The sequence below is a fragment of the Bradyrhizobium sp. 2TAF24 genome, from assembly GCF_052115025.1.
Taxonomy (GTDB): domain Bacteria; phylum Pseudomonadota; class Alphaproteobacteria; order Rhizobiales; family Xanthobacteraceae; genus Bradyrhizobium_A.
Genome location: NZ_JBFRFW010000014.1, coordinates 67,058 through 92,723 on the forward strand (window position 1 = coordinate 67,058; position 25,666 = coordinate 92,723).

Below are 25,666 nucleotides of genomic sequence, written 5' to 3' on the forward strand. Positions count from 1 at the left end.
TTCGGAGAGCGTCGCCGACGCGGCACGAGGACGGTCTCGGGAGACTGAACAGGGCCGAACAAAAGGAGAATTTCACAGGGGGCCGGGTGGCCCGCGGCCTCGACCGCAGGGCGCAATCGGAAAACGCAAGACAAGGACCATCGCCAGGCCGCTAGCCTCGCCGCCAGAACAAAAGAGCGGGAGGAATAATGCTCAATCGTGTTGCAATGGCCATTGCGTGCGTCTTTGGCGGGTGGGTGGCGAGCACATCGGCCGAGCCGATCACCAAACCCCTGACCATTGCGGTTCTCAACGACAAGAGTTCGGTGTTCTCGGATGCCGGCGGTGTCGGCAGCGTCGCCGCCGCCCAGCTCGCGATTGACGATGCCGGCGGCAAGGTGAGGGGCCAGCCTGTCGTGCTGCTGGCACCGGATCATCAGAACAAGACCGATATCGGCGTGTCGTTGGCTCGCAACCTCTACGATCAGCAGGGCGTGTCCGCGATCTTCGATATCGGCAATTCCGCAATTTCACTTGGCGTGCAGGAACTGGCGCGCGAGCGCGGCAAGATCGTCGTTCACGTCGGTTCGGCCACCGCCGATGTCTTCGGCAAGGCCTGTGCGCCGACCGGCGCGATGTGGCTCTACGACACCTATTCGCTGGCGCAAGGCATGGCCAAGTCCATCGTCCGGCAGGGCGGCGACACGTGGTTCTTCATCACCGCCGACTACGCGTTCGGCCATGCCATGCAGGCGGAGGTCGCCAAGATCGTGACCGCATCGGGCGGCAAGGTGGTCGGTGCCGTGCGCCATCCTGTCGGTACCATGGATTTCTCGTCGTTCCTGCTGCAGGCCAAATCGTCCGGGGCAAAGATCATCGCGCTCGCCAACGCGTCCGGCGACACCGTGACCAGCATCAAGCAGGCGCGGGAATTCCAGATCGGTGAGGACGACCAGAAGCTCGCCGTCCTGATCTTCTACCTGACCTCGGTGCACGCGCTGGGACCGGAGGCGATGCAGGGCGTGCAATATCTCACCGGCTACTACTGGGATCGCGACGATGCCAGCCGCGCGTTCGGTACGCGGTTTGCGGCCAAGCATGGCGGCAAGATGCCGACACAGGCGCAAGCCGGCGTCTACAGCGCGGTGCGTCACTATCTGCGCGCAGCCGAGGCCGCCAACGACAGCGATGGTCTCACGGTGATGCGCAAGATGAAGGAGATGCCGGTCGACGACTTCTTCGCGCCCGGTGCCCGCCTCCGCGCCGATGGCCGGCTGATGAACGACATGTTCCTGGTGCAGGCCAAGGCGCCGAAGGAGGTCAAGACCGGCTGGGACCTCCTGACGGTCAAGGCGAGAATCAAGGCGGAGGATATCATGCGTCCCATCGCCGATGGCGGATGTCCGCATCTCGACCCGCTGCCGAAGAACTGAAACGCCGAGGGAATGACATTGGGGCGGGCGCGGCAAGGCGCCGGACGGCAAGGACGAAGCGCCGCGTCCCGGCCCTTAAATGACTTGCAATTCGGCGGCCGTTCCCTCATGAGCAACCGTCGAGGAAGGGTGGCCGAGTGGTTTAAGGCACCGGTCTTGAAAACCGGCGTGCCCGCAAGGGTACCGTGGGTTCGAATCCCACCCCTTCCGCCAGACATCATAAAAATCAATCGGTTAGTCACTGTCTCGCCGATTCGGTTTGCCACTTTCGTTCGGCTCACCGGCGGCGCGCGTGGAGTGCGCCGTTCTCCCAAAGCGCCATGCCGGCGGCCATCACTTTGCGCTTCGCCTGCCTGACATAGATGCGGAGCCTTATCCTCTGTCAGGTGGCCGAGGATCGACATGATCTGCTTGATCGTCGCGCCGGCTTCCGCAACCCCGCCGAACTCACGAAACAGCCCCGTTAAAAGCTCCCCGGACGGCCCAAGCGCGTTGTGCAGCATCACCCCGCGCTGCTTTACTCCGAGATGCCCCAGTTCGTGGCTGCCTTATCAGGTGCCTCCGGTGTGGCCGCCAGAATCTAGCGTGCCCTGCACTCGCTGGCATGGCCCGCGCGACTAGGTTTCCTTACTGTCTCCGGGGGGCAGCAGGGGCGGTGAGCTGTTGCCCACTGTGCGCTCCTCACTATCAGCTTCACGTGAAATCCGGTTCTCTACACCGCGAACAATATATGGGGCCAATAGCCCGCCCAGAAACGCGATGATCATAAGCGAGCCAGATGAAATATCTTTTGTGGTGATCGTGTCGGTCGGAATGCCGGGATAAAAGATCTTGATAAGCGCGGCCGATTTCAAAAAAGAAAGAACCAGCGACACCCATAAGGCCGCCGAATAGCAACTTGGCCATCTGATTGATAAGAGGTTCAGACGCTGCGTTGTTGTGCGTGCGGGCGTAGATGTAAGCGACGATCGCGCCGATTCCGCCCCAATAGAATGCCAGCAGGATTGATGGCAATTGGGTGTGGAAGTCACGAACCATATCGTTGTTTTGGTTGTCGCCTCCAATGGACTGAACAATCCAATCAGCCAATAGCAGAGCCGCCGCAGGCGCCACCAAGAAGAATGCAATGATCGTCACCCATTTGAGAAGTTTTCTTAGATCAGATGCGAACATCCAATAATCCTTAAGCGAACATCGTCTGAAATATAGGTCGATTGTTTCTCAGCCCGTCTCCGAACGCAAGAGGCGGGCTTTTGGTGCGTTGCTGGTGTGAGCCGACCGAAGGCTCATAATGGCTATGAAACAGCTCTTGCGCGCCACGCTATTCGCCTCGGTCTCCTGGCGGGCTCTCGCGTCGGCGCAGGTGCCGAATTGTCCTCAAACCCTGTCGCCGAACACGGCTGTCGGGCGCCTCGGTCCGATGGCTGGTCCTCGCAGACCGTACCGTCGAATGGCGCGGCAAAGCGAGCCGAGGACAGATCATGACCGAGCCACCCGAACGACTACCCGACTTCCCTGAAGAAGCGAGCGGCAGGTTTGGCTACTCGGTGGCCAAGGTCACCCTCGCTGGCATCCCCTTCGTCGGAGACGCCCTGCAGGAAATACTTGAACGTGCCATCGGAGAGCCGCTGAAGAGACGTCAAGAGGAGTGGTTCAGGAAGATTGGTAAGGGTCTTCAGGAGCTTCACGAGCGCCTTGAAGGGTTCGATCCTAGATCGCTCGGCGATAACCCCGCATTCGTAGGCATTGTGTACGAGGCAACGGATCAGGCGATGCGCGCACAAGAGGAAGAGCGCCTTGAGGCTCTCCGAAACGTGGTCCTGAACACTGCTGCTGGCATCGCTATCGACGATGTCTTGCGCGGTCGGTTCATGGGCTACGTCGGGAGGTTCTCCACGGCCCACGTTCACGTCCTGAAGGCTATGGACAACCCGGGTGCATCGCCCGCCATGGTGGCCCAGGCCAAGGGTATGACGATGGGCGCATTCTGGCCGGGGCTCCTGGTTGGCTTGCCAGAGTTCGGTCAGCGCGAGGACCTACTCGAAGTCATCGTTGCGGAACTCGAGGCCGAGCGACTGATCGAGAAGTCGTCGAAGGTCATGATGTCCGGCGGCTCGATCATGAGCCAGAAGTCTACGACGCTCGGTCGAGCCTTCCTCCAGTTCATCAGCTCGCCCGATAGCTTGAGCGTGAGCGAAGACCGAGCCGTCAGGGCGCACGATGCATTGAGATGACGGAGCGGGGGAGTTCAGAGCTACTCACCATGTGAAACGAGGTTTTCGCTGAGAGCGTGTAGCTTCGATCGCGTGTGGTTGATGTCGTCAAGGATTGCTGACTTTAGAGCGCCTGCGCTTCGGAGCGCAGCGTCGATGGTAGTCTCCGAGTTCGCTTCTGCCGCCTTTGCCTCGGCCTGCAGCTTCACTTCTTGCTCCTCGTCTGGGGCGTCCTCACCATCCAGATAGGCATCCCAGTTCACAATCCAAAGCGCACGAGAAAGCTTAGTCAACTTTTCGATCAGATCAGCTCTTGCCGCCGCAACGCGTAACGCGTCGAGGCGAAACTCCTTCTGGCCGGATATAAAATCCATGAAACTATCGACTTGTGCTGCTGCTTCATGCGCCCAGAAATTCAGATTCTTGATGTGATCTGGGTACCACTGTAGCTGCTCCCGCACGAGGTTAGTCTGGTTCACAAGATCCTCTCGCATTCTGCCCAGCGTCGAAACGCGCCGACGAAATGCTTCACTCTTGAGAATGTCGGTCTGCATTCCTTGCAGACGTACTTGCCGCCAGACCGGGAAGACGGCAATCGCTGCTATGAGCAGGTTCCCTCGACTCGCCATCGGCCAAGGCATTCATCGCGCCCGCGACAAGACCGGCAGCGAACAGCACAAGAAGCTAACTCATGTCGGAAGGTTGAACTCAATCGAATGAGGGGAGCTTTCTGGATCAGCGACGGATCAACATCACACCGAGCACGAGGAGGACCGCGCCGGCGAAGCGCAACGGGCTGGCAGAATGCTGCGGAATGCCGAGGAGGCCGTAGTGGTCGAAAACCAGCGATCCGATCATCTGGCCGACGACGACCAGGGCAAGCACTGTCGCCGCACCAAGGCGTGGCACCATCAAAATCGCGGTGCCGATGAAGATCGCGCCGAAAAGGCCGCCGGCCCAGGAGATCCAGGATGTCCGTGTAACCATGGCAGCCGATAGCCAGGGCTGGCCGGACGCCATCACGGCCGCCAGCATGACGATCGTCCCGATGAAATAGCTGACAAATCCCGCCCACCAGGGCGAGCCCAATTCCATCCGCAGGTTGGTGTTGAGAACCTGCTGAAGCGCGACGCTGACGCCTGCGCCCACGACCAACAGATAGAACACGACGTTGGCATAGGCTCCCGGCATGGCATCACCTCGTTCAAATGATATGAGGCGCTGCCGCGATCGATCATCACTGCCGTCTCGTGCCGACCGTAGCGCGCGCGAAACGAGCGGTCTGGAAGGTTTGTGACCGATCAGCCGAGGCGGTATTGGCCGGGCGTGACACCGAATGCCCGCCGGAACCCGCGGCCGAAATGGCTCTGGTCGGCGAACCCGGTCTCCGCGGCGACGGCGGCGATGGTCTCTCCGGTACGTAGCAGCTTGCGCGCGTGATTGAGCCTGCTGGTGAGCCGGAAAGCATGAGGAGGCATGCCCCAGCGCCTGGCGAACATGCGAGAGAAACCCTCACGGCTCATCCCCATGCGCGCCGCCATTTCGCTGACGGGCTCGCGGCCATCGAAACGAACGGGCATTCCGAGGTTCGCCGGAAGCTTGTCTTGCCGGTGTTCACGGATCACCGTCATGAGGTCGTTCCAGTGAACCTGGCCGGCTTTGCGCCACAGGCGCGCGATCTCCATCATCATCGCGGTCACGGCATAGCGACCCGCGGGGACGTAGGCGTTCAGGCAGACGACGCCCGCGGGTTCGACAACGGAGCTGTGGGGAATGCCGGCAGGAATGAGCGTGCCCTGGCCCGCGGCAAGATCGATGACACGGCCTTCGATGAGGAATCTGCGCCTGCCGGACAGGACGAATGTGATCTGGTTCTCGTCGTGGAAGTGTGTCGGCAGCCCGACGTTGCGGCCGTGCAGGGTGCCGAGCTCGACAATGCCTTCCGTCGGCGGACGCCAGTAGTTCCATTTGCCTTCAGGCGGGAAGGTGGCCGGTATATCGCCGCTAAGGACAAGACGTTCCATCCTCCATAACGTAGACGATGGAGCCGTCCGGTAAAGGGCTGTCGGGTTTAACATCCGCTGATCAGCACGGGAGCGCGTGCGATCTGCCGCGAGCACTGCGTGCGATCGGAGAGATGGAATATGTTGACGAACTGGGGACGAAAGACCTCATCCAACGTCCAGGCCTGATGTGGTGCGTTGGCGAGCTTGCGCTTGCTTACGCTGTGGGAAACCGGCGCGATCCTGCGCTACCTCGCGGCCAGGTACGGGACACCGGTCTTCTGGCCGGTCGATCCATTGGCGCGGGCGGGCGTCTTGCCGGCCACTGCAGCAACCGATGCAGTCGGCCGTCATCTCGGCGTCGAATGTTTTATGACGAGTGATGAGTTTGCGGTGACGCGAGAAGACGGCTTGTTTGCAATTTATGGTTGCGCGTGGCCCATGGGTGCTCAATCATCGCGTCACGCAGCCGAGTTCGGCTGCCTTAAACAAAGCGGGGATGCGTTATGTTCCGGTTCGTTGGTTCGATCTTGATTGCGGCGTGTGTGGTTGGAAGTGCGGGGGCTGCTGACTACGTAGAGCCGGGCCCCCTGTATCCGCGGCCCTATTATTATAACGGGACGTCGAGCCAGGGTCCGGTCGACTATTCCAATTCCTATCTGCGGTTGCAGCAGCTCAATGTTCTGCCGTCCGGGGGCGGCACCGTCGTGACCGATGGCTGGGTGCGAAGCGCTGACTTCTTCATGGGATCTCCAGCCTATCAATCGTTGCAGCGGACCGCATTGCAGGCCCAACACGGCGTCACTGCTACCGCGGCGATGGCAAACATCTGGATGCCGTCGGCGCCTGGCAAGACCGCATGGGCCGTCAATGCGGCAACATTCGCCGGCGATGTCGGCGGAGGTTTTAGCTTCGCTCACAGGCTGAACTTCAATGTCCCCATCGCCATCACCGGCTCGTACGGCAACGGCGCGGGGTCGGCTCATGTTGGTCGCGTCGGGCTGATGGGCGAATTCTAACATTTGTGATGTGTCGCAAGCGTCTTGCTGCAATGATCGCAGCAGGGGCGTTTAGGCCGTGCTTTGCTTGATGAAGTTTCAGTCAGATCGACCGGGTCTTTGTCGTCATAGGCGCCCAGCGGAGCAAAGGCATGAAAGATAGCTATCGCTCCGCTGACGCGGCTGTATCCAAGGCCTAGTCGTATGCCCCTGAGCTTTGCCATTCCGGACCTGCACGGCCGGCACGATCTCCTGGTCGCTGCGATCGCGGCCGTCACGGCACATGCCGGCGCGGCACCGCTGACGCTGATCACCCTCGGCGATTACGTCGACAAGGGGCCGGACAGCCGGCAGGTCATCGAGGCGCTGATGGCGCTGCAGGTGGCACCGCCGCCGGGCTGGGACGTGGTGTGCCTCAGGGGCAATCATGACGCGTTGATGCGCGACGCGCTGCGCCGACCGGAAACGCGCGATGCCTGGCTTGCCAAGGGCGGCGAGATGGCGCTGGCGTCGTACGACCCGCCAGGTGGCGATGGCCGGATCCCGGAAGCCCACATCCGCTGGCTGGAGAGCTTGCAGCTCATGCATGTCGATCGGCATCGGATTTTCGTCCATGCCGGAGTGGAGGCGGGACGGCCCCTCGAGCGGCACGCCGAGCAGACGCTGCTGTGGAAGCGGTATCCGGATCGGGAGGTCGGAGGCCATGGCGAGCGCCATGTGGTACATGGCCATGACCGGCGCCGCGATGGTCCCAAGCTGTTTGGCGGCCGGACCAATCTCGACACCATGGCTTGGGCGACCGGCCGCCTGGTGGTCGGGGTGTTCGACGAGGATCGTCCTGGTGGTCCGGTCGACCTGATCGAGGTCAAAGGCCCGCCGTTCCCGCCCTGACACGCCGTGCCACGCGGGTGGCCGAAAGCAACCAGCGGTTTACCAGTCGGGGGGTATCCCCATTTTTGCCTTGTTCTCGCTGCGTTATAGTCACAGCCCGGTGTGGACTTAAGGGTGCACGCGGGCCTTGCGGGGGTAACGTCCTGGTTTGAGTTCGTGGGTAGAATTCAGGTCAGGAAGGTTGCGGGCTGATTCGGCCTGCCGCCGGGACGTCAGGTAGTTGGGGTAAGATGGGGATTCTGAAGGCAGACCGGATTGGTCAGGCCGCGCGGCTCGCAGCCGCAGCGGGCGCCTGTGTGGTCCTGGCCAATTGCGCCGCCTCCAACAAGCTGTCGAGCCGGGTCGATCCCAAATACGGGGTGTCGTCGAGTCCGCGCGTGGTCGAATTCGGGGATGCTGTGCCCAAGGGGGGCGGGGCTTACCGGGTCGGCAAGCCTTACACGGTCGCCGGGCGACAGTACGTTCCCGAGGAAAATACCAATTATCGTGCCGAAGGCATGGCCTCCTGGTACGGCGACGACTTCCACGGCCGTCTGACCGCCAATGGCGAAGTGTTTGATATGACTTCGCTCACGGCCGCTCATCCGACTCTGCCGATGCCATGTTATGTGCGTGTCACCAATCTTGGTAACGGCAAGTCGCTGGTGGTCCGCGTCAATGACCGCGGCCCCTATCACGGCAACCGCGTGATCGACGTCTCCCACAATGCTGCCCGGCTGCTGGACTTCCGTTCAACCGGCATTGCGCGGGTGCGCGTCGAGTATGTCGGCCGCGCCCCGCTGGAGGGCTCGGACGATCGCATTCTCGAGGCGACGTTGCGGACCGGCGAGCCGGCGCCTGCGCCGTCCACGGTCCGTATCGCCTCGGCCAAGCCGTTTGTGCCGGAACTGCCGCCCGCGGGGCAGGCGGCGCCGGTGCGTGGTGAGGTGCCGCTGCCGGCCGAGCGGCCGTATTCGCTCGGCAACACCACCCAGGATGTCGCTTCGGTCAGTGCGACCTCGGAGATGTCAGCGTCACGCAGCCGTCGGTCGGCGGGGCGCGCGCTCGACAATCCACGCGAGGTCGCCTACGAGCCCGCATCTGCGCCGGCCGCTTCGGCCCCGGCGACCCGTCCGGTGGCGGCCTACGCGCCGGCCAATGGCAGCCAGGACGGCATTGCGACCCTGCTGTCAGGGCGCGGACTTTATTGATTTGATCGAGTGCGTTAGCGCGTTTCCTTGAGAAACGTGATCAAGGCTGCGTTGACCTCGTCAGGGCGCTCCTGCTGGATCCAGTGTCCGGCACCGTCGATGATCAGCTTGCCGCGCAGGCCGGGCAGCACCTTCTCCAAGTCCTTGACGCGCTTGCTGCCGATGAGGCCCGTGACCACCTCGTCGTTGCCGCCGGCGATGAACAGGGACGGCTGACGGATCTGGGCGCCCTGCCAGGGGGCGGTCAGGTCCCAGTTGCGGTCGATGTTGCGATACCAGTTCAGGCCGCCCCGGAAGCCCGAGAGACGGTAGCTGTCGACGAAATGAACGAGGTCGGCTTCGCTGAGCCAGGGTGGCAGCGGCCGGGGCAGCGCCGGATCCCCCAGGAAGCCGAAGCCGGGCTGCAGGAACTGGGACATCGTGGCACTGGAGAAGCCCTTCGAAAACACCGCGTGCATGGTGAAGTTCACGTCGCGCTCGAACTCGCGCTCGGCGACGCCGGGCGGCTGGAAGTACTGCCAGTAGAAATTCTCGATGCCTTCGTTCCGCAGCGTCTCGAGCGGCCGGCCGCGGCCGCGCCAGGGCGGCGGAACGGACAGGCCGCCGACCGCGGTGAAAATGTCGGGCCGGAACAGGGCGGCATGCCAGGCGACCGGAGCCCCCCAATCATGGCCAATGATGGTGGCCTGCCGCTCGCCCAGGGCGGCGACCAGGGCCACCATGTCACCGACCAGGTGGAAGATCGTGTAGGCCTCGATCTCGACCGGTGCCGACGTGCGGCCGAAACCGCGCATGTCCGGCGCCACCGCACGGAAGCCGGCGTCAGCCAATGCCGTCAGCTGATGCCGCCAGGAATAGGACAGCTCCGGCCAGCCATGGCAGAGCAGCACCAGCGGCCCGCTGCCGTTTTCGCGGATGAACATCTCGAGGCCGTTGACGGCGAGGGTTCGGGATGAGGACATCGCTTTTCTGCCTCTTTGACGAGCGCACTCTGTTGCGGTTGAAAGTTCAATCAGGCTGGTTGTCGAGAGGCAAGGCCGCGGCTGTTGTTCAGGTGTGTGATTGGAACAGGGCGGCGTTGTTTGGGCGCGGGGCAACTGATAGAAGGCGAGTGATCACATTGCTGCCCGGGTCGACCTTGCAACGTCGCTTTCTCAACGTCATTTCAAAGACTTGGCCTGTGGCCGTTGCCAAGGCTTGGCCTGCGGCCCTGGTCGCGGTCGTGCTGCTGCTCGGTGTCGCCGCCACCGGGCTGTCCCATGCCGCCAACAACAGCGTGCAGGGCGCGCCGAAGAAGGAAGACCTCGCCCTCGATATCGATGCGCCGACTGCGATCCTGATCGAGGCCAGGAGCGGCAGCGTGCTGTTCGAGAAGAATGCCGACCAGCCGACGGCCCCTTCCAGCATGCTCAAGCTGATGACGGCGGAGTTCGTGTTCAACGCACTGCGCCAGGGAGATATCAAGGCCGCCGACCAGTACGTGGTCAGCGAGAATGCCTGGCGCCGCGGCGGCGCGCCGGCGGGCGGGCCGACCATGTTCGCGGCGATCCACAGCCGCATCGCCATCGACGACCTGCTGCGCGGCATGATCGTCGACAATGGCAACGATTCCGCCATGGTGCTGGCCGAAGGGCTCGCCGGCAACGAGCGTGAGTTCGGCGTTATGCTGACCAAGCGGGCGCGGGACCTCGGCCTGACCCAGTCGAGCTTTGTCAACGCCACCGGGATGGCCGACCCCGGCAACAAGATGAGCGTGCGCGACATCGCCAAGCTCGCGCGCCACGTGATCCAGACCTATCCGGATTACTACAAGCTCTACGGCGAGCGCGAATTCACCTGGAACAAGATCCGCCAGCAGAACCGCAATCCGCTGCTCAACGCCATGGCGGGGTCGGACGGTTTGATCGCCGGATCGACCAAGGACGGCGGCTATGGTGCCGTGACCTCCGCCGTTCAGGATGGCGTGCGGCTGATCGTCGTGGTCAATGGGCTCGATGACCCGGACGATCGGGTGACGGAAGCGAAGAAACTGCTCGACTGGGGCTTTCGCTCCTTCGAGCTGCGCACGCTGTTCGAGCCGCAAAATCTTGTCGGCTACGCCAAGGTGTTCGGCGGCGCCAGCGGCAGTGTCGGGCTTGCCAGCCGCGAACCCGTCAGCCTGATGGTGCAGAAGAGCGGCGGCGACAAGCTGATCGCACGCATCGTCTATCAGGGCCCGGTGCAGGCACCGGTCGAGCCGGGCCAGCCGGTCGGCGTGGTGCGGGTCTGGCGTGGCAGCAACATCGCGGTCGAGACCCCGCTCTATACCACCGAGGCGGTGGGCGTCGGCTCGACCATGCGGCGCGCCTTCGACGGGCTCAGCGAGCTCGTCATCGGCCTAATACGTTCCGGCACCAGGAAGCTGTGACCATGTCCGCGGCAAACGTAATGACGGGAACCGGGCGGGGGCGCTTCATCACCTTCGAGGGCGGCGAGGGCGCCGGCAAGTCGACCCAGATCAAGCTGCTCGCCGACCGGCTGGCCGCGGCCAACGTCCGTGCGGTGGTGACGCGCGAGCCGGGCGGGTCGCCGGGCGCGGAGATCATGCGCCATCTCGTGCTGTCGGGCATCGGCAAGGTGCTGGGCCCCGAGGCCGAGACGCTGCTGTTCGCGGCGGCGCGCGACGACCATGTCCATCTCGTGATCGAGCCTTCGCTCGCCCGTGGTGTCTGGGTGCTGTGCGACCGCTTCTCGGATTCGACGCGCGCCTATCAGGGCAGCCTCGGCAAGGTCGATCCGGCGCTGATCGAGGCGCTGGAACGGGTCACCATCGGCGGGCTGCATCCCGACCTGACACTGGTGCTCGACCTGCCCGTCGAGATCGGGCTGCAGCGCGCCGCGGCACGCCGTGGCGACGCCACACCCGATCGTTTCGAGGGCGAGAGTGTGGCCTTTCATCACAAGCTGCGGGACGCCTACCGTCAGATCGCCGGCGATGATCCGCGGCGCTGCGTGCTGATCGATGCCAACGCGGATGCCGACACCGTCGCCGCGCGGATCGGCGAGGTGGTCGAGCAGCGCTTTCCTGAACTGAAGCCGCTGGTGAGAACGGTCGCTTCGGCATGAGCAGGTCATGAGCGCAAAGGCAACCGACGATCAATTGCAGGTCCGACTGCCGCGGGAAACCACCGCATTGTTCGGTCACGCCGCGGCCGAGAGCACGCTGCTCACGGCCTATCGCAGCGGCCGCATCCCGCATGCCTGGCTGATCGGCGGCGCGCAGGGCATCGGCAAGGCGACGCTGGCCTACCGCATGGCGCGCTTCGTGCTGGCCAATCCCGATCCGTCCGCGGCGGTGGTGCAGATGGCGGACAGCCTGCGTGTCGATGCGGAGCATCCGGTGGCGCGTCAGATCGCCGGGGGCAGCCATGGCGGGCTGCTGACGCTCGATCGCTCGGCGAACGACAAAGGCGTGATGCGCACGGTCATCACGGTGGACGAGACGCGAGAGACCATCGGCTTCTTCGGCTCGACTGCGGCGGCGGAGGGCTGGCGGGTCTGCGTCGTCGACACCGTCGACGAGCTCAACGCCAATGCCGCCAACGCGCTGCTCAAGGTGCTGGAGGAACCGCCGGAGCGGGCGCTGTTCCTGCTGCTCAGCCATGCGGCGGCGCGGGTGCTGCCGACCATCCAGTCGCGCTGCCGCCGCCTGCCGCTGCGGCCGCTGTCGGCCGAACAGGTCGCCGATGCGGTTGCGGCCAGCACCGGCCTCGACCGCGACGACCATGCGCTGATGACAGCGGCGGAGGCCGCCGAAGGCAGCGCGGCGCGCGCGCTGACGCTGATTGCAGGTGACGCCCTCGGGTTGCACCAGCGCACGGCGGCGCTGCTTCAGACGCTGCCGCATGTCGATCCCCGCGCATTGCACGCGCTCGGTGATGCGCTGGGCAGCAGTGATCGCACCGCAATCGCGACCTTCGTCGATACCATCGATCGCTGGATGAGCGAGCGGCTCAGGGTTGCGGACGCCAACGCGCATTTGCCGCGGCTTGCACGGCTGGCGGAGGTATGGGAAAAGATCAATCGCGCCGCGCGTGAAACCGAATCCTTCAATCTTGAACGGAAACCGCTGGTTTTTTCGGTGTTCGGACTTCTTGCCGACGTGACGCGCTGACGGGTCCCGGCCCCGTGGCCGCAACATTCAGGCGACTTTAAAGACCTCCCAGGAAAGGCTTTCGCGACCGATGGCGAATGCAGCTCACTCGTCCCGTTCCACCTTCTACATCACGACGGCCATCGTGTACCCGAACGGCGCGCCGCACATGGGCCATGCCTATGAGGCGATCGCGACCGATGCGCTGGCGCGCTTCCAGCGGCTCGACGGCAAGGAGGTGTTCTTCCTGACCGGGACCGACGAGCACGGCCTGAAGATGATCCAGACCGCGCAGCGGGAAGGCATCACGCCGCTCGAGCTGGCCACCCGCAACGCGGGCCGCCTCAGGGACCTCGATCAGGTTCTGAACATCTCCTACGATCGCTTCATCCGGACCTCAGAGCCGGATCATCACCGCTCCGTCCAGGCGATCTGGGAGCGCATGGTCAAGGCCGGCGACATCTACCTCGACAGCTATGCAGGCTGGTACTCGGTGCGCGACGAGGCCTATTACGCCGAGGACGAAACCGTCGTCGGCGAGGACAATGTGCGCCGCGGCCCGCAGGGCACGCCGGTCGAATGGGTCGAGGAGAAGAGCTATTTCTTCCGCCTGTCCGCCTACCAGGACAAGCTGCTGGCGCTCTATGACAGCCAGCCCGATTTCATCGGCCCGGACTCGCGCCGCAACGAGGTGCTGAGTTTCGTCAAGAGCGGCCTCAAGGACCTGTCGGTCTCGCGCACCACCTTCGACTGGGGCGTGCCGGTGCCCGGTGATCCCGAGCACGTGATGTATGTCTGGGTCGACGCGCTGACCAACTACATCACCGGCGTCGGCTTCCCCGACGAGAGTGACAAGAACTGGCGGTTCTGGCCGGCGGACGTCCATATCATCGGCAAGGACATCATCCGCTTCCATGCGGTGTACTGGCCGGCGTTCCTGATGTCGGCGGGCATTCCCGTGCAGAAGCGCGTCTATGCCCACGGCTTCGTGCTGAACCGCGGCGAGAAGATGTCGAAGTCGACCGGCAACGTCGTCGATCCGTTCGAGCTCGCCGAACGCTACGGCGTCGATCAGCTGCGCTACTTCCTGCTGCGCGAGGTGTCGTTCGGCCAGGACGGCAGCTACAGCCACGAGGCGATCGTCGCGCGCACCAACGCCGACCTCGCCAACGATCTCGGCAATCTGGCGCAACGCTCGCTGTCGATGCTGGGCAAGCAATATGGTGGCGTGCTGCCGGCGCCGGGCGCCTACACCGACACCGACAAGGCGATCCTGGCGCAGGCTGACGGCATGGCCGAGCTCACGCGCACCGCGATGGCGACCCAGCAGATCCACCAGGCGCTCAACGCGATCTGGGCCGTGGTCGCGGAAGCCAACCGCTATTTCGCGGGCGAGGCGCCGTGGGCGCTGGCCAAGACCGATCCGGCGCGGCAGGCGACCGTGCTCTATGTCACCGCCGAGGTGATCCGGCAGGTGGCGATCCTGGCACAGCCGTTCATCCCGGCGTCTGCCGCGAAGCTGCTCGACATTCTCGGCCTCGCGCCGGAGAAGCGGGCGTTCGCAACCTTGGGCGCGGGCGGCCGCATCGCGCCGGGGGCGACGCTGCCGCCGCCCGCGCCGGTGTTCCCGCGCTATGTCGAGCCGACCGAGGCGGGCAAGGCGTGATGCTGGTCGACAGTCACTGCCATCTCGATTTCCCGGACTTTGCCGAGGATCTCGACGGCATCGTCGGCCGCGCGGAAGCGGCCGGTGTCGGCCGTATCGTCACCATTTCGACGCGGGTGCGGCGCCTGCAGGCGCTGCTCGATATCACCGCACGTTTTCCTAACGTCTACTGCTCGGTCGGCACCCATCCCCACCAGGCCGATGAGGAAGACGGCATCACCGCCGAGGAGCTGATCGCGCTGACCGCGCATCCGAAGGTGGTGGCGCTGGGCGAGGCCGGGCTCGACTATTTCTACGAGCACGGCTCGCGCGCCGCGCAGGAGCGCGGTTTCCGCGCTCATATCGCGGCGGCGCGTGCCACCGGCCTGCCGCTGGTGATCCATACCCGCGAGGCCGACGATGATTGCGGCCGCATCCTCGACGAGGAAATGGCCAAGGGGCCGTTCCGTGCGGTGCTGCACTGCTACACCGGCGGCCGCGAGCTCGCCATGAAGGCGATCGCTCTCGGGCTGTCGATCTCCTTCACCGGCATCCTGACCTTCAGGAACTCGCAGGCGCTGCGCGACCTCGCTGCCGAGCTGCCGGCCGATCGCATCATGGTCGAGACCGACGCGCCGTATCTTGCCCCCGGCAAGTTCCGCGGCAAGCGCAACGAGCCATCGTTCGTGGTCGAGACCGCGAAGGTGCTGGCGGACACGCGTGGCGTGACGCTGGACGAGATCGCCCGGCAGACCACGGATAACTTCTTCACCCTGTTCAGCAAGGTGCCGCGGCCCGCATGACCACGACCCTGACCATTCTCGGCTGCGGCTCGTCGGCCGGGGTGCCACGCCCGGCGCTCGGCTGGGGCGCCTGCAACCCCGACAACCCGAAGAACCGCCGCCTGCGTTGCTCGCTGCTTGCGGAGCGCAAGGGCAGTGACGGCATCACGCGGGTTCTGATCGACACCTCGCCCGACCTGCGCGAGCAGCTCATCGCATCGCGCGTCGATCATCTCGATGCCGTGTTTCTCACCCATGAGCATGCCGACCAGACCCACGGCATCGACGATCTTCGCTCCGTGGTGCTGCACCAGCGCGCGCGCATTCCGGTGTACCTCAACCAAGCGACCGCAGAGCACATCCTGCTGCGGTTCTCCTACTGCTTCGTGGCGCCGCCCGGCAGCGATTACCCGCCGATATTGACCAACCATGCGATCGAGGCGGGCGAGACCCGGATCATTTCAGGGAAGGGCGGCGATCTTGCGCTGACCGCATTCCTGGTCCAGCATGGCAATATCCCGGCGCTGGGCTACCGCATCGGCAATGCGGCCTATTCGCCGGATCTCAACGATATCCCGCGCGAGAGCTGGAGCGCGCTGGAAAACCTCGATCTGTGGATCGTCGACGGCCTGCGCTACGCGCCGCACCCCAGCCACTTCAGTCTTGACGATGCGCTCGACTGGATCGCGCGTTTCAAGCCGCGCCGCGCCGTGATCACCAACATGCACTCGGATCTCGACTACGACGTGGTCAGCGGCGAACTGCCCGATGGTGTGATCGCGGGCTATGACGGCATGCAGCTGACGCTCGATCGCGCGGAATAGACCCTCCGCGTCATTCCGGACGCCGCCGACGGGTCCGCGCGAAGCGCGGCCCGATGACAGGCTCCGCGGCGATCCGGAATCTCGATGTCAACGTTCATGGGTGAGATTCCGGGTCCGTCGCTGCGCGACGCCCCGGAATGACTGAGAATGTTGAAGTGGGCTCGGAGCCTACGCCGTGATTGCCGCCGCCGATCCCACCTGGTTGCGCAGCACGAATTTCTGGATCTTGCCGGTCGAGGTCTTCGGCAGCTCGCCGAACACCACTGCCTTCGGCGTCTTGAAGCCGGGCAGGTGCTCGCGGCAATAGGCGATGATGTCGGCTTCGGTCGCCGACGCGCCGGCCTTCAGCTCGACAAAGGCGCAGGGCACTTCGCCCCATTTGCCGTCCGGCTTGGCGACGACGGCGGCGAACAGCACCGCCGGGTGCTTGTAGAGCACGTCCTCGACCTCGACCGACGAAATGTTCTCACCACCGGAGATGATGATGTCCTTGGAACGGTCCTTGATGATGACATAGCCGTCCTGATCGAGCACACCAAGGTCGCCGGTGTGGAACCAGCCGCCGGCAAATGCGGCTGTGGTCGCTTTCTCGTTCTTGAGGTAGCCCTTCATCACGATGTTGCCGCGGAACATGACCTCGCCGATGGTCTCGCCGTCGCGCGGCACCACCTGCATAGTCTCCGGATCGAGCACGGTGACCGCCTCCTGCAGCGGGTAGGGCACCCCCTGCCGGCGCTTGAGCTGGGCGCGCTGCTCGATCGACAGGTCGTCCCAGCCGGCCTGCTCAGCGCAGACGGAGGCTGGGCCATAGACCTCGGTGAGGCCGTACACATGGGTCAGGCGGATGCCGATGCTTTCCGCGCCGGCCAGCACCGCGACCGGCGGCGCGGCGCCGGCGATCAGGCCGACCACTGGATGAGCCGCCGTCCCCTTGGGGGCGTCGGGGGCGTTGATCAGGGTGTTGTAGACGATCGGGGCGCCGCTCATGTGGGTGACGGCGTGGCAGTGGATCAGTTGGAAGATCTTGGTCGGATCGACCCTTCGCAGGCATACATTGACGCCCGCGGTGGCCGCGATGGTCCAGGGGAAGCACCAGCCGTTGCAGTGGAACATCGGCAGCGTCCAGAGATAGACCGGATGCTGGCCGAGATTGGCCGCCAGCACGTTGCTGACCGCATTCAGGTAGGCGCCGCGGTGATGGGTGACCACGCCTTTGGGGTCGCCGGTGGTGCCCGACGTATAGCTGAGCGCGATGGCGTCCCATTCGTCCTGGGGGTGGGCCCAGACGTGGTCCGGGTCGCCGGACGCGACCGCCGCCTCGTACTCGATCTCGCCGATGCGCCGGCCGCCGGCGAAGGCGGCATCGTCGACATCCACCACCAGCGGCTTGGGCCCTTTCATCAGGCCCAGCGCCTCGGCGATCACGCCACTGAATTCGGGGTCGACGAACACGATCTTGGCGCCGCCATGGTCGAGCATGAAAGCCAGTGCGGCGGCGTCGAGGCGGGTGTTGAGGGTGTTGAGCACGGCGTCGGCCATGGGAACCGCGAAGTGCAGCTCGTTCATCGCCGGGATGTTCGGCAGCATGGTCGCCACCGTGTCGCCGCGGACGATCCCGCGCCGAGCCAGGAATGACGCTACGCGGCGGCAGCGCTCGTAGGTCTCGGCCCAGGTGAAGCGGCGATCCTCATAGACGGCGCTGGTGAGGTGGGGATAGACCGCAGCCGAGCGCGCCAGGAAGCTCAGCGGCGACAATGGCACGTAGTTGGCCGGCGTCTTGTCGAGCCCAATGCTGTACTGTCCCTGGGAACCGCTCATCGCTCGCCTCCTCACTTCAGTGGCCGCAAAGTTTCCTTTGTTTTCATCAGGTTGTTTAAATTTGATCAACTATCAATGAGTTGGATCAAATCTTGCCGATAAAAATTGGAAATCTTTTCTATTTATATGAATATACTTTGATTTTTCTTACAGAAATCCAATTGATATCCACGGGATCGCCGCAACCACGACGAGACCCAGGAACAGCGCCAGCATGTAGCCCCAGATCGGGCGGATGCCTTCCGCCGGATCGACCCGGCCGATGGCGCAGGCGGCATAATAGCCGACCCCGAAGGGCGGCGCGAACAGGCCGATGCCCATCGCCAGGATCACGATCATGGCGTAGTGCACCTCGTGCACGCCGACCGTCCGCGCGATCGGGAACAGCAGCGGGCCAAACAGCACGATCGCCGGGATGCCCTCGAGCACGCTGCCGAGGATGATGAAGGCGACGATCGAGACCGCGATGAAGCTGACGGAGCCCCCCGGCAAGGCCGCCATGGTGGCGGCCAGCGAACGCGAGAAGCCGGACTGGGTCAGGCCCCAGGCCATGCCGGTCGCCGTGCCGATGATCAACAGGATCGCCCCCGAAAGGCTGGCGGTATCGATCAGCATCGGCTTGAGGCGAGTCCAGTCGAAGCGGCGGTAGATCAGGAGGCCTGCCAGCATGGCGTAGACGATGCCGATGGTCGAGACCTCGGTCGCGGTCGCGACCCCCTCGACCACCGCGGCACGGATCACGAACGGCAGCGCGATCGCGGGCAGGGCAATGACGAAGCTGCGGCCGATCTCGCCGGAGGTCGCCCGTTTGACATGCCGCAGATCCTCGTGGCGATAACGCCACCACACGAGGGCTGACAGCATGATCGCGAGCACCACGCCGGGCAGCAGGCCGCCGGTGAACAGCGCTGCGATCGAGACGCCGGTCACCGAGCCGATGGTGATCAGCACGAGGCTGGGCGGAATGGTTTCGGTCTGGGCGCCGGTGGCTGACAGCAGCGCGACGAGGTCGCCGGGCTTGGCGCCGCGGGCCTTCATCTCCGGAAACAGCACCGGTGCCACGGCGGCCATGTCGGCGGCCTTGGAGCCGGAAATGCCTGATACCAGGTACATCGCGCCGAGCAGCACATAATGCAGGCCACCGCGGACATGGCCGAGCAGGCTCGCCAGGAAGGTGACCATGGCGCGCGCCATGCCGGTCATCTCGATCAGCAAGCCGAGAAAGACGAACAGCGGCACCGACAGCAGGATGAGATGGCTCATGCCCTCGTCCATGCGGCCGACCAGCACCAGCACCGGGGTGCGGGTGGTCAGGACCAGGTAGCCGAAGATCGCCAGGCCGAAGGCGAAGGCGATGGGGATTCCGGCGAACACGCAGACGCCGACGACGCCGACGAAGAAGATGATCAGATTGAGGTTGCCGAGCTGACGCAGCCAGGGCTGGGCGAACCAGAATACGGCCATGATCACCGCGACCGTCGCCATCGCCGCCAGCACGGCGCGCGGCCGTCCGACCCGGGCGAGCCGCAGCAGCGCGAACACGGCCATCAGGGCGATGCCGACGGGAAGCGCGGCGGCGCGAAAACTGTTGGCGATCTGCAGCGCCGGGGTGGTGATGAAGCTTTCCTCGTAGGCGTAGTCGTAGGCGGGCCAGGCGATCAGCAGCAGGAAGGCGAGCGCGGCGCTGGTGCCGATCAGGTCGAGAAAGGCGCGCCGCTCGGGCGTCGCGCGGGCGACCAGCGCGGTCATCCGCATGTGTTCGGCGCGCCGGAACGCGATCGCCGCGCCCAGCATCGCGAGCCACAGGAACAGGATGGAGGCGAGCTCGTCCGACCAGATCAGCGGTCTGTGGAAGCCGTAGCGCGCCACAACGCCGACGAACAGGATGACGATCTCGGCTGCCACCAGCAGCGCGGCCGGGATTTCGACCAGGGCGCCGAACAGCCGGTCCAGCGCCGCGAGCCGGCTCCGTCCGGCGGCGAGGGGAACGGCCTCCTCGCCCGCGCCTGCCGGGCTCGTCTCGGCGATCTGCACGGCGTCAGGCCAGCTTGCCGACGGACTTCTCGAGCAGGTCCCAGGCATGATCGCCGTACTTGCCCTTCCACTCGGCGTAGAAGCCGGCCTGGCGCAGCTTGTCGCGGAACGGGCCGGTCTCCGGCTGGTTGATGATCAGCCCCTTGGCGGCGAGATCGTCACGGGTGGTGGCGTTGAGCTTCTCGGTGTCGGTGCGCTGCTTGAGCGCTGCGGCGTTGACGTTCTTCGCCACGATGGTGCGCACGTCCTCCGGCAGCTTTTCCCAGGCACGGCGGTTGGCCAGGAACCAGAAGCCGTCCCACATGTGGTTGGTCAGCGAGCAGTATTTCTGGACCTCGTAGAGCTTGGCGGTCGCGATCAGCGCCAGCGGGTTCTCCTGACCTTCCACCACCTTGGTCTGCAGCGCCGAATAGACCTCGCTGAAGTTGATCGAGGCTGGCGCGGCGTCGAACGCCTTGAACATCGAGGTCCACAGCGGGGACACCGGTACGCGGATCTTGAAGCCCTTGAAGTCATCGGGGCCGTTGATCGGCTTGGTCGAGGACGTGGTCTGGCGGAAGCCGTTGTCCCAGATCTTGTCCATGACCGCGAGGTTGGCCTTGGCGATCTCGCCGCGGACATAGGCGCCGAGCTCGCCGTCCATGGCCTTCCAGACCGACTCGTAGTTCGGGAAGGCGAAGCCGATTCCGTTGATCGAGGCCGCCGGCACCAGCGTCGCCAGGATCAGGCCGGAGAGGGTGAAGAACTCGACGCCGCCCGAGCGGATCTGGCTCAGCATGTCGGTGTCGGAGCCGAGCTGGTTGTTGGGGAAGATCTGCAGGTCGAAGCGGCCGTTGGTCTCGGTCTTGATCGCCGCCGCCATCTCCTTGGCCCGCACGTTGAGCGGGTGCACGTCGGGCAGGTTGTTGGCGAACTTGAAGGTGAATTCCGCCTGCTGCGCGCGCGCCACATGCGGCGCGGCCACGCCGCCGACGAAGGTCATGGCGGCGGATGCCTTCAACAGGGTGCGGCGCGAAAAGTTCATCAGACGTTCTCCCACGAGACGTTTCTTGTTGGACACGGGTCGGCATCATACTGACCCGCTTTCAGCAGGTCACCAGCCTTGTTGGCGGTGATAATCCATCTGTGGGTGGAAATCGCCGCCGTGCGGGCCATTGGCATGGGCGCGGGCCCAATGCAAGCCGGCTGCAGGTCGCACCCGCCGGCAAACTATCTTCTCGCAAGGCGGCATTCAGTCAGATGTAATAGAAATCGTTTCCGGCGACGGAGACATGAAGTGTGAAGGCGGAGCCCGGCGAGGAGGCGCCTGCGGTCCGCCAGGCGCAAAGCAGTCCGGGTGATGGATCGACGATGGCGTTCGGGGCGTTGGCGCGATCGATCGCGGCCTGGATGAAGCTCGTAAAATCGCCTGAGCGGCGGTCCGAGGTGTTGTTGGCGATGCTCAGCATGTTCTGCAATCGGCCGACGATCCGTGAGTCGTAGTTGGGGTAGGTCTCGAACCCCGCGAATTGCCCTTTGGCCTTGATGATGTCGCGCAGCGTCGAGGCGCCGGGCGCCCCGAACCGCCCCGGGCGGTTGGTGAGGCGATTGACAAGGACGAGGTCCATCAGCGCCATGGCGCGGGTGGTATCACTGAGATTGAAACTGGCGAACGACGGTCCGCGGGCCTCCGACATCAGCAGCCGGGTTTCTGCCCCCTCGTCCGTATTGCGGTCCGGTAAGGTGATGGTCATCGTCAATGTCCTGGTCGGCAATGTTGTCGGGAAACGCGTGATCACCGGATAGAAGAAAGCCTGATGTCGAGATGCGCGCCGCTGTGTGCGCAGCGCGCCACCAGCTGTTCGACCCAGGGCCGGGTCACCCGGTAGGTGCTGCCGCGCAGGTCCCGGTCGGAAGCGACGACGTCCTTGCGCAGATCGAGGATGCGACGTGAGCTGGCCAGATCGTTGGTGCCTGGCTCCCAGAGCACAATGCGGTGGGCGCGGCGCCAGATCACCCATGCGCTGCGGCTGCCGTCTGCCGCCTGCTCTCCGAGAATGCAGATCCTGTTGTGTCGCTGCGCGCGGCCGCTGGTGCGGACATAGCGCGCCACGGGTGTCGCCATGGCGGCAAAGGCCGGGTCGGTCCGCACGTCGAAATCACGTGGGGCGGGTTGCGCGGATACAGAGCCGGTGAACATGCAGGCCTGCATCACCGCGACGAGACAAGCCGCGACGGGGCGGGCGGAGAGCGGGCGGGCATGCGCCTGACGACAGGACATGATGGCACCTTTGCGGGGCAGCGATCGCAGGGTGTCGAGCAAGCCGTGCATGAGCATACGCGCGTGGACGGGGGAAAGACAGTCGTTCGCCAGCGACAAGGTTGACGGAAGCCGGATCGAGGGTGGACAACCGGCCATCGTGTGCTGTCACGCGCCATCGGCATGGTCGCGGTTCTCCCGGGGGGCAGGGCTCCGTGACCGGCGGGATCGCCGAGAATAATGAAGGGGATGAGACATGACGGAACGACATTCGGCGGAGCGCGGCGTTGCGGTCGTGACCGGCGGTGGATCGGGAATTGGGCTCGCCATCGCGGATGCGCTCGCGGGCGAGGGCTGGAAACTGCTGGTCGCGGACCTGTCGTCGGACGCACTGCGGGGGGCGCAGGAGCGCCTCGCACCGCATGGCGCCGACCGCGTCCGATATGTGCAGATGGATGTTGCCGATGAGGCCAGCGTGATCGCCGGGCTTCAGGGCTGCGAGACCGGTTTCGGGCCGGTGCGGGGCCTGGTCAACTCCGCCGGCATCGGCCGTGACGTGCCGTTCTTCGACACCAGCGTGCAGCTGTTTCGCAAGATCCTCGACGTCAATCTGGTCGGCACCTTCGTGGTCGCCCGCGAGGTCGGTCGCCTGATGAAAGCCCATGGCGGCGGCGCCATCGTCAATATCGCGTCGGTGTCGGGCCTGCGTGGCAATATCGGGCGCGCCGCCTATGGCGCCTCCAAGGGCGGCGTGGTGACGCTGACCCAGGTCATGGCCAGCGAGCTTGCGCCCGACGGCATCCGCGTCAATGCGATCGCGCCGGGGCCGATCGAGACGCCGATGGTCAAGGCGATGCACAACGACGAGGTGCGGGCCGGCTGGCTCAAGGTGGTGCCGCAGCGCCGCTATGCCGCGCCCGAGGAAATCGCGGGGGCGGCGGCATTTCTGCTGGACGACGGCAAATCCAGCTTCGTCACCGGACAGGTGCTGGCGGTGGACGGCGGCTTCACGGCGGCGGGACTGCTGCCGGCCTATCCCTGACAGCTATTGCGGAAATGGCAGTGAGGTGCGCAGCCCCGCGTGCGACATCGGATTGACGAGGCTCGCGGAGGTCGGTCGCGTCGCCTGCGACTGGCTCCCGGGTACCGGGAATGCGTAACCCAGGATGGTCTTGACCACGAGGCGGTCGGATGCGGCCGTCATGCCGTAACCGACGCCGAAATTGACATCGATCTCTCCGACCTTGAAATCGGTCACGGCGAACAGCGTGTGCTGCTGCTCGGAAAACTTGCCAAAATGCCCGAACTCGCCGAAGTCGGCGTAGTATTCGAGGCCGACGAACAGGTCCTGGTCGAGCTTGCGCGCCAGCCGCGCCGCGGGCGCGAAGTCGACCTCGCCATAGCGGCCGAAGCTGACGTCGACGATCGGGTTGACGATGAATTCGTAGTCGGCGTTGCGCACGCCGATGATCGGGCGGATCTCGAGGCCGTAGCGCGACTGCGAGAAACGCGGCGTGGTGTAGCTGAACTCAAAATTGACGCCGTAGAAGAAGTTGCGCTGCTCGGCCTGCGGCGACACGAACAGGGTGCGGAGCTTGAATGCGTCGGACAGGAACTGGCGGTCCTGGATGGCGAACGGCAGGTACAGGCCGATCTCCCACCATTCGGTCAGGCCGTAGGCGAATTCGGGTGTGCCGTTGAGGCTGCCGTTCGAGACGATCCCGCCGGGAAACGGCGGCTGCTTCAGGCCGAGGCCGACGTAATTCAGATGCTGCTGCACGGTAAACTGGCCGACTGCCGCAATGCCGGCGTTATAGACCTGGATCTCGTCCGTGGCCGCAGCTGGACTGGCCAGGGCGATCCACAGCAGCCCGGCCGCGGCACCGCAGTGCACGGTGCTGGTGGATGAAAATGGAAGAGCTGGGGTCGCCATGACGGATCACCGGCGTCACAAATTAGAACGATTCTAAAATTTCTATACTGAGCCTGCGTGTGCCGGTCAATGATGCAAGCGCATTGAATTTGCGTGATCGACAATGCCGAAAGCGCTGCCTGGCATCGATCGCCAGCCAATTGCTTCGCTGTGAGGGTGCGTGGATGAAGGTGCAGCCCACGCGACCGTTTTCTGGCTTCCTTTCGCGTGACGGCCGCGTTGTTGGACCGAATTGCTGGACCGAAGCGTTCGCGCGTGCCGACGCCGGGGCATTCGGCTAAAGGCTTCTGCCGTCTGCAGAAAACTCCATCCAAATATATTCCATAATATACCTTATGCGAATGAGGCTGTGGCGAAGCCAGGGTGCCGGTAGCCCTCGACCCTTCGTGCCGGATTGCCTCGATAGGCTCTCGGGCCTGCCAACGGGCCTACCGTCAGCGGCCCGCCTTGCGTCCGCCAGCGGCTTGCCGAGCCTCATGGTCGAGCTGCAGGAACATGGCGAGTGCCAGACGGTCGATCATTTCCTCGGCTTCGATTCCGACCGTCCTGGGCTTGTTCTGGATGGCATTGATCAAAGTGCCGAACACCATCTGGAACGCGAAGGCGATCGTCCGCTCCTTGGCGGCCCGCCGTCCCCGGCCCATCCGGGCCAGCAGCCGTGGCATGGCCAGGGCGACGATGGCGCTGCCGGTCTCGCTGACCGTGAGCCAGCGTCCCGGCTGCACCGCCTTGTATTGCATCGCCGCCCGCAGCACGCCGGCGTTGTCGCGGATTGCGGCAGTGACCACCGCGACGACGTCATGGCAGACCGCCGCGAGACTGGCCTCGGTGCGGTCGTCGTCGGTCAGCGCTGCGTCGATGGCCACAAGGCACCGCCTGGTCACCAGTGACATCAGCGCGGCGAAGAACGCGTCCTTGCTCTCGAACCGGCCGTAGAACGCCCCGATGGTGACGCCGAGGCGCCCGCACAGCTCGTCGATCGAGAGCGCGTCGAACGAGCAGTCGCGCAGCATGGCGGCGCCGGTCTCCAGCAGCGCCACGGTGGTCTCCTGGCTGCGCCGCTGACGGGTCGGACGAATACCGGGCAGATCCTGCACCAGCGGCCAGCCGGTGATCTCGATGGCCTCACTCACGCACGCCTCGCCAAAATCATATTGACAGCTATATTATAGTCGAGACTATATTCTTGCACAACAGAAGGGGCGGTCCGCGCGCATGATGCGGACGAGACCCCTCTCCCGATCGCCGCCGCAGCTTGCGCCGGCCATCGGATGCTCAAGGGAGGATTTTGGATGCAAGCCAAGATCAGACTGCGCGTCGATCCCGACAAGTGCCAGGGCCACAGCCGCTGCAAATCGCTGGCGCCCGAGCTGTTCGAGCTCGACGAATACGGCAACGCTCATGAAATCGGCGACGGCTCGGTGCCGGAGGAACTGGTCGACAAGGCCTACCTCGCCAAGTCCAACTGTCCGGAACTCGCCATCGAAATCATTGAAGACTGACGCGCCCCCGCGTGCTGCAGCTGGCCTGCTGCGCGCGCGTTCGCGAACGG

General features: G+C 64.6%; 26 protein-coding genes and 1 tRNA gene. 15 read left to right on the forward strand and 12 right to left on the reverse strand.

Going from position 1 to position 25,666, the window contains the following annotated elements; translation table 11 throughout:
• The first annotated feature begins 236 nt into the window (after window positions 1-236).
• Window positions 237-1,412 carry an ABC transporter substrate-binding protein gene (locus AB4Z37_RS22025; protein WP_441518881.1) on the forward strand — a complete coding sequence of 392 codons (1,176 nt, stop codon included), beginning with the start codon at window positions 237-239 and terminating at the stop codon, window positions 1,410-1,412.
• Between the two features lie 123 nt (window positions 1,413-1,535).
• Window positions 1,536-1,625 (forward strand) — tRNA-Ser (locus AB4Z37_RS22030).
• A 480-nt stretch (window positions 1,626-2,105) separates the two neighbouring features.
• Here the strand turns inward: AB4Z37_RS22030 and AB4Z37_RS22035 are convergent.
• Window positions 2,106-2,585 carry a hypothetical protein gene (locus AB4Z37_RS22035; RefSeq protein ID WP_441518882.1) on the reverse strand — a complete coding sequence of 160 codons (480 nt, stop codon included), beginning with the start codon at window positions 2,583-2,585 and terminating at the stop codon, window positions 2,106-2,108.
• A 308-nt stretch (window positions 2,586-2,893) separates the two neighbouring features.
• On the opposite strand from AB4Z37_RS22035, the gene AB4Z37_RS22040 reads away from it, so the two are divergent.
• Window positions 2,894-3,646 carry a hypothetical protein gene (locus AB4Z37_RS22040; protein ID WP_441518883.1) on the forward strand — a complete coding sequence of 251 codons (753 nt, stop codon included), beginning with the start codon at window positions 2,894-2,896 and terminating at the stop codon, window positions 3,644-3,646.
• Between the two features lie 20 nt (window positions 3,647-3,666).
• Here the strand turns inward: AB4Z37_RS22040 and AB4Z37_RS22045 are convergent, their stop codons facing one another.
• From AB4Z37_RS22045 to AB4Z37_RS22055, 3 genes are all read right to left on the reverse strand, one after another.
• Window positions 3,667-4,179 (reverse strand): hypothetical protein, encoded by a 513-nt coding sequence (locus AB4Z37_RS22045; protein ID WP_441518884.1) that lies wholly within the window; start codon window positions 4,177-4,179, stop codon window positions 3,667-3,669.
• Window positions 4,180-4,360: 181 nt separating this feature from the next.
• Complete coding sequence (locus AB4Z37_RS22050; protein WP_441518885.1) at window positions 4,361-4,816, reverse strand: DMT family transporter; 456 nt, start codon at window positions 4,814-4,816, stop codon at window positions 4,361-4,363.
• Between the two features lie 110 nt (window positions 4,817-4,926).
• Window positions 4,927-5,649: a helix-turn-helix domain-containing protein gene (locus AB4Z37_RS22055; RefSeq protein ID WP_441518886.1), complete on the reverse strand. Its 723-nt coding sequence runs from the start codon at window positions 5,647-5,649 to the stop codon at window positions 4,927-4,929.
• 192 nt (window positions 5,650-5,841) lie between these two features.
• Here AB4Z37_RS22055 and AB4Z37_RS22060 point away from each other — a divergent pair, with 192 nt between their 5' ends.
• The 4 genes from AB4Z37_RS22060 to AB4Z37_RS22075 all read left to right on the forward strand — a co-directional run bounded on the left by AB4Z37_RS22060 (window position 5,842) and on the right by AB4Z37_RS22075 (window position 8,707).
• The gene (locus tag AB4Z37_RS22060; protein WP_441518887.1) at window positions 5,842-6,162 is read left to right on the forward strand and encodes a hypothetical protein; all 321 of its coding nucleotides are present in this window, start codon (window positions 5,842-5,844) and stop codon (window positions 6,160-6,162) included.
• Window positions 6,135-6,647: a hypothetical protein gene (locus tag AB4Z37_RS22065; protein WP_441518888.1), complete on the forward strand. Its 513-nt coding sequence runs from the start codon at window positions 6,135-6,137 to the stop codon at window positions 6,645-6,647. Before AB4Z37_RS22060 ends, AB4Z37_RS22065 begins: the two co-directional genes overlap by 28 nt.
• 183 nt (window positions 6,648-6,830) lie before the next feature.
• The gene (locus AB4Z37_RS22070) at window positions 6,831-7,517 is read left to right on the forward strand and encodes a metallophosphoesterase (RefSeq protein WP_441518889.1); all 687 of its coding nucleotides are present in this window, start codon (window positions 6,831-6,833) and stop codon (window positions 7,515-7,517) included.
• Window positions 7,518-7,747: 230 nt separating this feature from the next.
• A complete protein-coding gene (locus tag AB4Z37_RS22075; RefSeq protein ID WP_441518890.1) occupies window positions 7,748-8,707 on the forward strand; it encodes a septal ring lytic transglycosylase RlpA family protein in 960 nt (319 codons plus the stop codon).
• Between the two features lie 14 nt (window positions 8,708-8,721).
• On the opposite strand, the gene AB4Z37_RS22080 is transcribed toward AB4Z37_RS22075, so the two are convergent.
• Window positions 8,722-9,669 (reverse strand): alpha/beta fold hydrolase, encoded by a 948-nt coding sequence (locus AB4Z37_RS22080; RefSeq protein WP_441518891.1) that lies wholly within the window; start codon window positions 9,667-9,669, stop codon window positions 8,722-8,724.
• Between the two features lie 290 nt (window positions 9,670-9,959).
• Between AB4Z37_RS22080 and AB4Z37_RS22085 the strand changes: the two genes are divergently transcribed.
• The 6 genes from AB4Z37_RS22085 (at window position 9,960) to AB4Z37_RS22110 (ending at window position 16,090) form a co-directional block, all read left to right on the forward strand.
• The gene (locus tag AB4Z37_RS22085; RefSeq protein WP_441518987.1) at window positions 9,960-11,114 is read left to right on the forward strand and encodes a D-alanyl-D-alanine carboxypeptidase family protein; all 1,155 of its coding nucleotides are present in this window, start codon (window positions 9,960-9,962) and stop codon (window positions 11,112-11,114) included.
• A gap of 2 nt (window positions 11,115-11,116) precedes the next feature.
• The gene (gene tmk, locus AB4Z37_RS22090; RefSeq protein WP_441518892.1) at window positions 11,117-11,812 is read left to right on the forward strand and encodes a dTMP kinase; all 696 of its coding nucleotides are present in this window, start codon (window positions 11,117-11,119) and stop codon (window positions 11,810-11,812) included.
• 7 nt (window positions 11,813-11,819) lie between these two features.
• Complete coding sequence (locus tag AB4Z37_RS22095; protein ID WP_441518893.1) at window positions 11,820-12,860, forward strand: DNA polymerase III subunit delta'; 1,041 nt, start codon at window positions 11,820-11,822, stop codon at window positions 12,858-12,860.
• 70 nt (window positions 12,861-12,930) lie between these two features.
• Complete coding sequence (gene metG, locus AB4Z37_RS22100) at window positions 12,931-14,505, forward strand: methionine--tRNA ligase (protein WP_441518894.1); 1,575 nt, start codon at window positions 12,931-12,933, stop codon at window positions 14,503-14,505.
• Window positions 14,505-15,287 (forward strand): TatD family hydrolase, encoded by a 783-nt coding sequence (locus AB4Z37_RS22105; protein ID WP_441518895.1) that lies wholly within the window; start codon window positions 14,505-14,507, stop codon window positions 15,285-15,287. Before metG ends, AB4Z37_RS22105 begins: the two co-directional genes overlap by 1 nt.
• Window positions 15,284-16,090 (forward strand): MBL fold metallo-hydrolase, encoded by an 807-nt coding sequence (locus AB4Z37_RS22110; protein ID WP_441518896.1) that lies wholly within the window; start codon window positions 15,284-15,286, stop codon window positions 16,088-16,090. The genes AB4Z37_RS22105 and AB4Z37_RS22110 overlap by 4 nt, the downstream gene beginning before the upstream one ends.
• A 168-nt stretch (window positions 16,091-16,258) precedes the next feature.
• Here AB4Z37_RS22110 and AB4Z37_RS22115 read toward each other — a convergent pair whose 3' ends face one another.
• From AB4Z37_RS22115 to AB4Z37_RS22135, 5 genes are all read right to left on the reverse strand, one after another.
• A complete protein-coding gene (locus tag AB4Z37_RS22115; RefSeq protein ID WP_441518897.1) occupies window positions 16,259-17,908 on the reverse strand; it encodes an acyl-CoA synthetase in 1,650 nt (549 codons plus the stop codon).
• A gap of 147 nt (window positions 17,909-18,055) precedes the next feature.
• On the reverse strand, window positions 18,056-19,861 hold the full coding sequence (locus tag AB4Z37_RS22120; RefSeq protein ID WP_441518988.1) for a TRAP transporter large permease: 1,806 nt from the start codon (window positions 19,859-19,861) through the stop codon (window positions 18,056-18,058).
• An 85-nt stretch (window positions 19,862-19,946) separates the two neighbouring features.
• On the reverse strand, window positions 19,947-20,966 hold the full coding sequence (locus tag AB4Z37_RS22125) for a TRAP transporter substrate-binding protein (protein ID WP_441518898.1): 1,020 nt from the start codon (window positions 20,964-20,966) through the stop codon (window positions 19,947-19,949).
• 211 nt (window positions 20,967-21,177) lie between these two features.
• Complete coding sequence (locus tag AB4Z37_RS22130; protein WP_441518899.1) at window positions 21,178-21,675, reverse strand: hypothetical protein; 498 nt, start codon at window positions 21,673-21,675, stop codon at window positions 21,178-21,180.
• Window positions 21,676-21,716: 41 nt separating this feature from the next.
• On the reverse strand, window positions 21,717-22,253 hold the full coding sequence (locus AB4Z37_RS22135; RefSeq protein ID WP_441518900.1) for a hypothetical protein: 537 nt from the start codon (window positions 22,251-22,253) through the stop codon (window positions 21,717-21,719).
• A gap of 184 nt (window positions 22,254-22,437) precedes the next feature.
• Between AB4Z37_RS22135 and AB4Z37_RS22140 the strand changes: the two genes are divergently transcribed.
• Window positions 22,438-23,223, forward strand: a complete 786-nt coding sequence (locus AB4Z37_RS22140) for an SDR family NAD(P)-dependent oxidoreductase (RefSeq protein ID WP_441518901.1) — start codon at window positions 22,438-22,440, stop codon at window positions 23,221-23,223.
• Window positions 23,224-23,226: 3 nt separating this feature from the next.
• On the opposite strand, the gene AB4Z37_RS22145 is transcribed toward AB4Z37_RS22140, so the two are convergent.
• A complete protein-coding gene (locus AB4Z37_RS22145; RefSeq protein ID WP_441518902.1) occupies window positions 23,227-24,114 on the reverse strand; it encodes a hypothetical protein in 888 nt (295 codons plus the stop codon).
• 434 nt (window positions 24,115-24,548) lie between these two features.
• Entirely contained in the window at window positions 24,549-25,247 is a 699-nt protein-coding gene (locus tag AB4Z37_RS22150) for a TetR/AcrR family transcriptional regulator (RefSeq protein ID WP_441518903.1), read from the reverse strand.
• A gap of 159 nt (window positions 25,248-25,406) precedes the next feature.
• Here AB4Z37_RS22150 and AB4Z37_RS22155 point away from each other — a divergent pair, with 159 nt between their 5' ends.
• The gene (locus AB4Z37_RS22155; RefSeq protein WP_441518904.1) at window positions 25,407-25,616 is read left to right on the forward strand and encodes a ferredoxin; all 210 of its coding nucleotides are present in this window, start codon (window positions 25,407-25,409) and stop codon (window positions 25,614-25,616) included.
• The last annotated feature ends 50 nt before the right edge of the window (window positions 25,617-25,666 follow it).

Coding starts and splice junctions, on each gene's coding strand:
- AB4Z37_RS22105 (WP_441518895.1), top strand. CDS start 14,505: ATGCTGGTCGACAGTCACTGCCATCTCGATTTCCCGGACTTTGCCGAG.
- AB4Z37_RS22075 (WP_441518890.1), top strand. CDS start 7,748: ATGGGGATTCTGAAGGCAGACCGGATTGGTCAGGCCGCGCGGCTCGCA.
- AB4Z37_RS22040 (WP_441518883.1), top strand. CDS start 2,894: ATGACCGAGCCACCCGAACGACTACCCGACTTCCCTGAAGAAGCGAGC.
- AB4Z37_RS22145 (WP_441518902.1), bottom strand. CDS start 24,114: ATGGCGACCCCAGCTCTTCCATTTTCATCCACCAGCACCGTGCACTGC.
- tmk (WP_441518892.1), top strand. CDS start 11,117: ATGTCCGCGGCAAACGTAATGACGGGAACCGGGCGGGGGCGCTTCATC.
- AB4Z37_RS22130 (WP_441518899.1), bottom strand. CDS start 21,675: ATGACCATCACCTTACCGGACCGCAATACGGACGAGGGGGCAGAAACC.
- AB4Z37_RS22095 (WP_441518893.1), top strand. CDS start 11,820: ATGAGCGCAAAGGCAACCGACGATCAATTGCAGGTCCGACTGCCGCGG.
- AB4Z37_RS22035 (WP_441518882.1), bottom strand. CDS start 2,585: ATGTTCGCATCTGATCTAAGAAAACTTCTCAAATGGGTGACGATCATT.
- AB4Z37_RS22080 (WP_441518891.1), bottom strand. CDS start 9,669: ATGTCCTCATCCCGAACCCTCGCCGTCAACGGCCTCGAGATGTTCATC.
- AB4Z37_RS22155 (WP_441518904.1), top strand. CDS start 25,407: ATGCAAGCCAAGATCAGACTGCGCGTCGATCCCGACAAGTGCCAGGGC.
- metG (WP_441518894.1), top strand. CDS start 12,931: ATGGCGAATGCAGCTCACTCGTCCCGTTCCACCTTCTACATCACGACG.
- AB4Z37_RS22055 (WP_441518886.1), bottom strand. CDS start 5,649: ATGGAACGTCTTGTCCTTAGCGGCGATATACCGGCCACCTTCCCGCCT.
- AB4Z37_RS22135 (WP_441518900.1), bottom strand. CDS start 22,253: ATGCACGGCTTGCTCGACACCCTGCGATCGCTGCCCCGCAAAGGTGCC.
- AB4Z37_RS22045 (WP_441518884.1), bottom strand. CDS start 4,179: ATGCAGACCGACATTCTCAAGAGTGAAGCATTTCGTCGGCGCGTTTCG.
- AB4Z37_RS22065 (WP_441518888.1), top strand. CDS start 6,135: ATGTTCCGGTTCGTTGGTTCGATCTTGATTGCGGCGTGTGTGGTTGGA.
- AB4Z37_RS22110 (WP_441518896.1), top strand. CDS start 15,284: ATGACCACGACCCTGACCATTCTCGGCTGCGGCTCGTCGGCCGGGGTG.
- AB4Z37_RS22070 (WP_441518889.1), top strand. CDS start 6,831: ATGCCCCTGAGCTTTGCCATTCCGGACCTGCACGGCCGGCACGATCTC.
- AB4Z37_RS22115 (WP_441518897.1), bottom strand. CDS start 17,908: ATGAGCGGTTCCCAGGGACAGTACAGCATTGGGCTCGACAAGACGCCG.
- AB4Z37_RS22125 (WP_441518898.1), bottom strand. CDS start 20,966: ATGAACTTTTCGCGCCGCACCCTGTTGAAGGCATCCGCCGCCATGACC.
- AB4Z37_RS22050 (WP_441518885.1), bottom strand. CDS start 4,816: ATGCCGGGAGCCTATGCCAACGTCGTGTTCTATCTGTTGGTCGTGGGC.
- AB4Z37_RS22140 (WP_441518901.1), top strand. CDS start 22,438: ATGACGGAACGACATTCGGCGGAGCGCGGCGTTGCGGTCGTGACCGGC.